Source organism: Saccharomonospora iraqiensis subsp. paurometabolica YIM 90007, assembly GCF_000231035.2.
Lineage (GTDB): Bacteria > Actinomycetota > Actinomycetes > Mycobacteriales > Pseudonocardiaceae > Saccharomonospora > Saccharomonospora paurometabolica.
Window position 1 is genome coordinate 2124 of sequence record NZ_KI912254.1, and the last position, 8267, is coordinate 10390.

At 71.2% G+C, this 8267-nt stretch carries 9 protein-coding genes and 1 pseudogene; 5 read left to right on the top strand and 5 right to left on the bottom strand.

Annotated elements, in window-relative coordinates:
* The 3 genes from sucB to lipB all read left to right on the top strand — a co-directional run.
* A partial coding sequence (sucB, locus tag SACPADRAFT_RS28545) for a 2-oxoglutarate dehydrogenase, E2 component, dihydrolipoamide succinyltransferase (RefSeq protein ID WP_007025531.1) occupies positions 1-820 on the top strand: 820 nt, incomplete at its 5' end.
* Between the two features lie 111 nt (positions 821-931).
* A complete protein-coding gene (locus SACPADRAFT_RS0217955) occupies positions 932-1825 on the top strand; it encodes a TIGR01777 family oxidoreductase (protein WP_007025532.1) in 894 nt (297 codons plus the stop codon).
* Positions 1826-1944: 119 nt separating this feature from the next.
* Positions 1945-2688, top strand: a complete 744-nt coding sequence (lipB, locus tag SACPADRAFT_RS28550; protein WP_051442508.1) for a lipoyl(octanoyl) transferase LipB — start codon at positions 1945-1947, stop codon at positions 2686-2688.
* Positions 2689-2890: 202 nt separating this feature from the next.
* Here lipB and SACPADRAFT_RS0217965 read toward each other — a convergent pair whose 3' ends face one another.
* From SACPADRAFT_RS0217965 to SACPADRAFT_RS28560, 4 genes are all read right to left on the bottom strand, one after another.
* Positions 2891-3403: a TetR/AcrR family transcriptional regulator gene (locus SACPADRAFT_RS0217965; RefSeq protein ID WP_007025534.1), complete on the bottom strand. Its 513-nt coding sequence runs from the start codon at positions 3401-3403 to the stop codon at positions 2891-2893.
* A gap of 195 nt (positions 3404-3598) precedes the next feature.
* The gene (locus tag SACPADRAFT_RS0217970; protein WP_007025535.1) at positions 3599-4534 is read right to left on the bottom strand and encodes an LLM class F420-dependent oxidoreductase; all 936 of its coding nucleotides are present in this window, start codon (positions 4532-4534) and stop codon (positions 3599-3601) included.
* 199 nt (positions 4535-4733) lie between these two features.
* Complete coding sequence (locus SACPADRAFT_RS0217975) at positions 4734-5387, bottom strand: NUDIX hydrolase (RefSeq protein ID WP_007025536.1); 654 nt, start codon at positions 5385-5387, stop codon at positions 4734-4736.
* On the bottom strand, positions 5380-5946 hold the full coding sequence (locus tag SACPADRAFT_RS28560) for a glycosyltransferase family protein (RefSeq protein ID WP_007025537.1): 567 nt from the start codon (positions 5944-5946) through the stop codon (positions 5380-5382). The genes SACPADRAFT_RS0217975 and SACPADRAFT_RS28560 overlap by 8 nt, the downstream gene beginning before the upstream one ends.
* A gap of 179 nt (positions 5947-6125) precedes the next feature.
* Between SACPADRAFT_RS28560 and SACPADRAFT_RS30790 the strand changes: the two are divergent.
* Positions 6126-6919 (top strand): annotated as a pseudogene (locus tag SACPADRAFT_RS30790) (transposase family protein).
* A 142-nt stretch (positions 6920-7061) separates the two neighbouring features.
* On the opposite strand, the gene SACPADRAFT_RS0217985 reads toward SACPADRAFT_RS30790, so the two are convergent.
* Entirely contained in the window at positions 7062-7754 is a 693-nt protein-coding gene (locus SACPADRAFT_RS0217985; RefSeq protein WP_007025538.1) for a TetR/AcrR family transcriptional regulator, read from the bottom strand.
* A gap of 73 nt (positions 7755-7827) precedes the next feature.
* On the opposite strand from SACPADRAFT_RS0217985, the gene SACPADRAFT_RS33185 reads away from it, so the two are divergent.
* On the top strand, positions 7828-8267 hold a 440-nt coding region (locus SACPADRAFT_RS33185; RefSeq protein ID WP_198048351.1), incomplete at its 3' end, for a hypothetical protein.

The following is an 8267-nucleotide window of genomic DNA, read 5'->3' on the forward strand; positions in this document are numbered from 1 at the left end:
CGCCGCGCAGCAGCAGGCCGCGCCCCCGCAGGCCCGGCCGTCGGCGCCGACCGAGCCGGACCGGGCCGTGGCGGTGTCCGACTCGGAGAAGGCGGCACTGCGTGGCACGGTGCAGAAGGCCAGCCGGATCCGGCAGATCACGGCCGAGAAGACCCGGGAGTCGCTGCAGGTCTCCGCGCAGCTCACCCAGGTGCACGAGGTCGACGTCACCCGGATCGCCCAGTTGCGGGCCCGGGCGAAGGGGGCCTTCCGGGAGCGGGAGGGCGTCGGCCTGACGTTCCTGCCGTTCTTCGCCAAGGCCACGGTCGAGGCGCTCAAGCAGCACCCGAACGTCAACGCCTCGTACAACGAGGAGACGAAGGAGATCACCTACCACGGTGCGGTGCACCTCGGCGTGGCCGTGGACACCGAGCGTGGGCTGCTGTCGGTGGTCATCCACGACGCCGGGGAGCTGAGCCTGGCCGGTCTGGCCCACCGGATCGCCGACCTGGCGCAGCGGGCCCGCACGAACAAGGTGACCCCGGACGAGCTGACCGGTGGGACGTTCACCATCACCAACATCGGCAGCAACGGCGCCCTGTTCGACACGCCGATCATCGTCCAGCCGCAGTCCGGGATGCTCGGCACCGGCGCGGTGGTCAAGCGGCCGGTCGTGGTCACCGACACCGAGGGCAACGACACGATCTCCATCCGCTCGATGGCGTACCTGCCGTTGACCTACGACCACCGGCTGATCGACGGCGCCGACGCGGGCCGGTTCCTGACCACGATCCGGCAGCGCCTGGAGGAGGGTCACTTCGAGGACGAGCTGGGTCTGTGACCGTCCGTCCCCGGGCGGCGGCCCCCGGCCGCTGACCCGCCGTCACCCGACACGGGGCGTTCACCACCGTCGGTGGACGCCCCGTCGTCGTTCGACGTCTAGAGTGACTCCATGCGCGTTCTCGTGGCCGGTTCCAGCGGACTGATCGGTGGTGCGCTCCGCACCCGGTTGACCGACGCCGGGCACGAGGTCCGGCGGCTGGTGCGCAGGCGGCCCGGCCGTCCGGACGAGCACGGCTGGGATCCCCCGTCCGGCCGGATCGACGCGGGTGCGTTCGACGGGGTGGACGCGGTGGTCAACCTGTGCGGTGCGCCGCTCGCCTCCGGCCGGTGGAGCGCGGCCCGGAAGCAGCTGCTCGCCGACTCGCGCATCGAGCCCACCGAGGTGCTCGCCGAGGCCGTCGCCGAACACGGGGTGCCGACCCTGGTCAACGCCTCCGGGATCAACTACTACGGCGACACCGGCGGGACCGAGGTGGACGAGTCCGCCCCGGTCGGTGCCGGGTTCCTGGCCCGCCTGTGCGACCGGTGGGAGACGGCGACCGAGCAGGCCCGCCGGGGCGGGGCCCGTGTGGTGCTGCTGCGGACCGCGCCGGTGCTCACGGCCGGGGGAGGGCTGCTCGGACCGCTGCTGCCGTTGTTCCGGTTCGGGCTCGGCGGACGGCTCGGCGACGGCAGGCAGTACCTGCCGTGGATCAGCCTGCCGGACGAGGTGTCGGCGATCCGGTTCGTGCTGGAGCACGCCGAGGTGGTGGGCCCGGTGAATCTGACGGCACCGGCGCCGGTGACGAACGCGGAGTTCACCCGTGCCCTGGGTCGGGCGCTGGGCAGGCCCGCGCCGTGGCGGGTGCCGGGCGTCGCGCTGAAGGCCGTGCTCGGTGAGGCCGCCGACGAGATGCTGCTCACCGGCCCCAGGGCCGTGCCCGGGGTGCTGTCCGCGGCCGGGTTCGAGTTCCGGCACCCGGATCTGGACGGTGCGCTGGCCGAGGTGGTCCGCGCACGGTGATCCCGCGGCCGCACGGTGATCCGGCGGCGGTCGGGGACGGCCGGGGCCGGGACACCCGGGAGACCCCCGGCCACAGCGGCGTTGCCCCGCACACCGGTGCCCGGCGTAACCTCGGCGTCGTGAGTGAGAACCCCAACCCCTCCTGCCGCGCGGCGAGCGGCCCCGTCGACGTCCGCGAGCTCGGCACCATCGACTACCTCGAGGCGTGGGAGCGGCAGCGGCAGCTGGCCGAGGCCCGCGCCGACGGCTCCGCACCGGACACGTTCCTGCTGCTGGAGCACCCGTCGGTGTACACGGCGGGCAAGCGCACCCGCCCGGAGGACCGGCCGACCGACGGCACCCCGGTGATCGACGTGGACCGGGGCGGGCGGATCACCTGGCACGGGCCGGGGCAGCTGGTCGGGTACCCGATCGTCCGGCTGGCCGACCCGGTCGACGTGGTGCACTACGTCCGGCGCATCGAGGAGGCGCTGATCGAGGTGTGCGCGAAGTTCGGCGTGCACACCGGCCGGGTCGAGGGCCGCAGCGGGGTGTGGCTGCCCGCCGACGGCCGCGGGGTCGAGCGCAAGATCGCCGCGATCGGTATCCGGGTGCAGCGCGGCGTCACCATGCACGGCTTCGAACTGAACTGCGACGCCGACCTGGGCTCGTTCGACCGGATCGTGCCGTGCGGGATCAGCGACGCCGGGACCACGTCGCTGTCCGCCGAGCTCGGCAGGGACGTGCCGGTGGCGGAGGCGTTGCCGCTCGCCCGGGACGCCGTGCTGGCCGCACTGGAGGGTGACCTGCCCGTCCGCGACGACCGCTGGCTGCCCCGGGACGCGGGAATCCCCGGCGGGCCGGTCGCCCTGCCGGAGTCGTGACCTCCCGGAGTCCGTGCACCGTCCCGCGCGGGCTCCGGAAGGGCCGAGAGCGCCCCATGCGGGTCGGTGTCGCCCGGCAGGCGAGTTCGGCATCCCGCTTGCCGACCGCCACGACCTGGCGCGGGCCGGTTGGTCCGCACGTTGTTGCTGGGCAGAAGTTTGTGGACGCCGGTGGGCAACCGTCCTGGAAACCGCTGCCCGGCTACCCGCTGCGGTCGGGAGTCAGGATCCGGAGCAGGCTGGTTTTCAGTGCCGCGTCCGCTTCCTCCTTCGACATGCGACCGGCGTCGACCTCCCGGCCTGCGGTGTGACCCAGGTTGATCGTGGCCGCGACCAACCAGTCGGCCGAAACCTGTGCATCGAACTCCCCGGCTTCCTGGCCGCGCCGAATGGTCCGCTGCAATCGGTCCGCCACGGGGGCGTGGAGGTGGTCGTCCGAGGTTCGGTCCAGGGACATCGCGCCCAGCGCCCGGAAGAGGACGGGATAGCGACCGGCGGTGCGATCGCCGGCGTCCACCAGGCGGAACAGTGCCTCCGCAGCCGGGCCGCTGTCGATGTCCGCGGCATCGATCTCGGTGACGGCTTCGGTGGTGAGGCGGTCGAGTACCGCCCTCAGGAGTTCCTCCCGCGAGGGAAAGTGGGCGTAGACCGTCTGGCGCGTGACGCCGAGGCCATCGCCGACGGCGACCGGATCGCGGCCCGGTACACGCTGCATGCCCGACAGCGGGGTGAGAACCTCACGATCGAGGTGTGCTTCTTCGGTGGATTCACCGACGACGGGCGGATGCGCAGTTCACACATGCTCACCCGCACCGTCCCGGACACGCAGCAGCCGACGCCTTCGCCCGAATGAAATCCCGGCCTGCCGGACGGCAGGCATGCTGGATTCCCGGACCGGAGGGTGTCCGGCTCAGCCGAGCTGCGGCACGACGTCGGAGGCGAGCAGCTCCAGGTGCGCCGGGTCGGACAGGTCCAGCACCTGCAGGTACAGCCGGGTGATGCCGGTCTCGGCCCGCCAGCGACCGATCGTGTCCACCACCTGCGCCGGGCTACCGGCCACACCGTTCGACCGCAGTTCGTCGACGTCCCGCCCGATGGCCTCCGCCCTGCGGGTGAGTTCGGCGTCGTCCTTGCCGACCGCCACCACCTGGGCGGCCGACCGGGTGATCTGCGCCGGATCCCGGCCCACGGCGGAGGCCGCGGCGGCCACCCGCTCGTACTGCGCGCGGGCGGTGGCGATGTCGCTGAACGGCAGGTTGAACTCGTCGGCGTAGCGGGCGGCCAGCTCCGGGGTGCGAGTCCGGCCGGTGCCGCCGAGAATCACCGGCGGGTTGGGCCGCTGCACCGGTTTGGGCAGCGCCGGGGCGTGCTCCAGCGTGTAGTGCTCGCCGTCGAAGCAGAAGGTCTCGCCCTCCGGCGTGCGCCACAGCCCGGTGATGACCGCGAGCTGTTCGGCGTAGCGGTCGAAACGTTCGCGCAGCGGCGGCAGGTCGAGGCCGTAGGCGGTGTGCTCGTCGGCGTACCAGCCCGAGCCGAGACCGAACTCCAGACGCCCGCCGGACATCCGGTCCACCTGGGCCGCGGAGATCGCCAGCACGGACGGGTGGCGGAACGTGGCCGCCGACACCAGCGTGCCGAGCCGGATGCGCGAGGTCTCCCGCGCCAGTCCGGCGAGTGTCACCCACGCGTCGGTGGGGCCGGGCAGGCCGCTGACCGATCCCATCTTCAGGTAGTGGTCGGAGCGGAAGAACGCGGAGAAGCCGCACTCCTCGGTCGTGCGCGCCAGGCGGAGCAGATCGTCGTAGTCGGCACCCTGCTGCGGTTCGGTGAAGATCCTCAGGTCCACGGGGTGAGCCTAGTTGTTGCGGGTTGGGAGGTTGTTGACGCGGGGTGGTCGGGGCCGGCCGGGGGGACGGGTCTTGCGGCGGCAGGATGTGTTGGCCGGTGGCGACCACCAACGCTTTGGGGCCGAGCAGCGCGGCGAGAGGCGCGAGTTTGATGGCTTCGGGGCGGGTTCCCACGACGAGAACGACAGTCACGGGTGTCTACCAGAACAGGTGTCCGCGTTCGCCCGTGCAGTAGCGGCGGGCGGCGACGAACAGGCGTAAGTACAGCTGGTCGAGCGCGAGGTAGTTGGGCACGAGCTCGGCGCGGGACAGTGTGCCGTCGCTGTGGCGGAGGCCCCCGTCCTCCACGCGGCTGGCGAAACGGGCGGGCACGGTGTCGGCGTCGCCGGCGGCCAGTGCGACCGCGTCGTCGACGTCCAGATCGACGAGCCCGGACACCTCGACGTCGGCCAGTGGGATGTCTTCGAGGCCGACGTCGACGGGTAGCAGGTGCCAGTGCTGGAACTCGCGTTCGATGTAGTCGGGCGCGAGGGTGACCGCGGTTTGGCGCAGCCCGATCGGATGCAGCTGGTCGTAGGAGACCGGGAGGCCGAGCTCTTCGTGCACCTCTCGCACACCGTCTTCGACGTCCTCGCCCGCGTGGTAGTGGCCCCCGACGGTGATGTCCGCGTAGTCGGGCCGGTCGAACGAGTACCGGCCGGGTGCCTTCTTCTGCAACATCACGCGGCGGCGACTCGGGTTGAGGGCGAGCGCGGAGAACGTGCGGTGCCACAGCCCGTGGTGGTGGGCTTGCTTCTTCGTGTCGGTGCCGACGTGTTCGTAGCGGTCGTTGAAAATGTCGATCTCAGTCACGGGTGTGAACTCCTGCCGGGCCGGTGTGGTGCTGCCAGTAGGTGCGGAGGGCGTCGAAGTAGTGGCGAGGGTCGCCGACGGTGACCCAGTGTCCCGTGATCCGGTGGACCGCGACGCGGGCCTCAGCGGCGAGTTGGCCCGTGGCGATGCCGAGGTCCACCTCACCACGCGCCAGTTCGGTGGGCCGGAGCCGGTCGAGGATCGACGGCCGCAGGACCAGGCGGGACACGACCGCGAGTGGTTCGTTCACCGTCTCCGGGGCCGGGCGCTGTCGAATCCTACAGACACGGTCCGGATTGTCGGCGGTGTCCACGATGCCGAACGAGCGCGTGTCGCGCCGATCGATGTGTTGCGCGGCGATGACGCCTTCGGTGCCACCACACAGGTGGTCGCGCATCGCGGCGAGGTTCCCGCCGGGCGAGTGTTCGCCGATGAGGACGTCGTCGCCGAACGCGACCGCGAACGCCTCACAGGAGGCGAGCCGTTCCCGGACGGTGAGCAGCGGGGTGGCGTTGCCGTAACCGTGGGACAGGTCTTCCACGACGGTTTGGACGGGCATCCCCTCGGCGCGCAGAGCGGGTTGCGTATCCCGAACCGGATATCCACGCAGGGGACAGTGAGTCTTTTCCACTTGGCTCGGTGGGGTCTCGGTGCTGGTGAGGCCGGGCGTGGGCAGAGAAGAAGCTCCTGGTAGATGAGTGATTGCCTAGATCAACTCTGTCCCTACCAGGAGCTTCAGTGCGTTCTTACCCGTCCGGGGTGTCGGTGTCCAGTCGTGCGGTGAACATGCTGGCCGAGGCCTTACGGCACGAACGGCGGGTGCGCCGGACCCGTTGGCGGCGCCTGGAGGCGGGTCAGCAGGCCCTGTTGGTGCTGGCCTACCTGCGCAAAGGCGAAACCTATGCGGGCCTGGCGGTCGGGTTCGCCATCGGCACCACCACGGTGTTTCGCTATATCCGCGAGGCCTCGGAGGTCCTGTCCGCCCGAGCGATCGCGCTGGACGAGGCGATGAGGGCCGCGGCTCGGAAGGCGTTCGTCATCCTCGACGGCACTCTGCTGCGTATCGATCGGATCGGGATGGCTGCGGGCCGGGATCGTCCGTACTACCCGGGAAAACACAAGCGCCACGGCGTGAACGTGCAGGTCCTCGCCGACCCCGCCGGGCGGTTGGTCTGGGCCTCGCCGGCGCTTCCGGGAGCCCGGCACGACATGGGGGCGGCGCGTGAACACGGCCTGATCGACGCCCTGGCCACCGCCCGAATCAGGGTCGTCGCCGACAGCGCCTACCGCGGTGCCGGGGCGAATGTCGACGTGCCACAACGGCGTCGCGCACGTGCGGGAGGACCCGACGACCGGCCCCGCTTGTCGACGAATCAGAAGGCCGTCAACGCCGCCCACGCCCGGCTACGAGGCCCCGGCGAACGCGCCAACGCCCAGCTCAAAGCCTGGAAGCCATTCGCCGGATCCGAACATGCCCCCACCATGCAACCCAGCTCGTCAACGCTGTCCAGGCCCTCATCCACGCAAGCTAACCCCAAGTGGAAAAGGCTCAATGTCCGACTGACCGACGACCAGTTCAACGACTTGTGGGAAGTGGCGCGTGAGCACCATCTGCCCATGTCGACCATGGCGCGCTCGTGGTTGCTCGAACGCCTTGACCGGGAGCGGCGCAGGTTAGTCGGCGCCCGGCCGGTCGGCCCGGGCTTCGAGGGAGGCTCTCCGGACCTGGTCGAGCAGGCCCGTCATCGCCCGTTCCAGTTCGGTGGCGACCTTCTCGGGGTCGTCCGCGTTCGCGATCTCGGTCGCGGCGCTGCACAGGGTGCCCAGCAGCAGGCGGGAGGTCATCTCCACGGGCATCTCGACGAGCTCCCCCGCGTCGATGAGGTCACGCATGCTCTGCCGGATCAGTCCGAGGCTGTAGTGGTCCTCGGCCTCGCGCCACCGCTGCCAGCCCATCACCACCGGCCCCTCGTGCAGGGCGATGCGTTGGTAGGCCGGGTCGAGACAGCTCGCGATGAACTCGCGCAGGCTGGTCAGGGCCCGCTCCCACGGCGGGCCGGGCTTGCGCAGCAGCGCCTCCAGCCGGTCCTTCACCCGGGTCTCGACCGCGTCGAAGGCCGCCTCGAAGACCGCCTGTTTGCCGGAGAAATGGTGATACAGCGCGCCCTTCGTGACGCGCGCCCGCCGCGTGATCTCGTCGAGCGAGGTTCGGCCGTACCCCCGCTCGGTGAACAGCGCGACCGCGCTCGCGACCAGTGCCTCCCGGGTGGACTCGGCATGGTCGTCCCGCCGGGACCGTGCGCCTCCCGGTGGGGGCGGCCGGCCCGCCGGGCCGGTCGCCTTCTGTTCGGACCTCGGTGTCACCACGCTCACAACCTTAACCCCGGGCACAGTCTCCGTACCGATGGTATGTTGAGCACGGAAGCTACATACCGACAGTATGACTCAAACCATCGGTATGCCCCCGCTCACACCGGGGGGTGTCCGGTGGGACGAGGCCGGAGAAGGGGGTCAGGCCATGAGCTGGAAGGACTTCTACCGCAGACGCGAGATCATGGACGCGGCGGTCGAACTGGGGAATCACGACGCACACGGGCGGATCCCGTTCGACCGGATCGACGGGGCGCGGGACCTGTTCGGCAGCGAGGAGAACCTGCTGCTGGCGCTGCACCAGCGGTGGACCCAGGCGTTGAGCGGATACCTGCGTGCCCGGGTCGCGGGCCCGGAGGACGCCGACAACGTGCCCGCCGGCGGGGAGCGGGACCACGTCGACGCGGTCTCCCGCGCGTGGCGGGCCGCGGTGCGGCGCAACGCCGCCCTGCACGCCGTGCTGGAGGCCAACGTCGACCGCTCGGTCGCGCTGCGCCGGGCACACGAGGC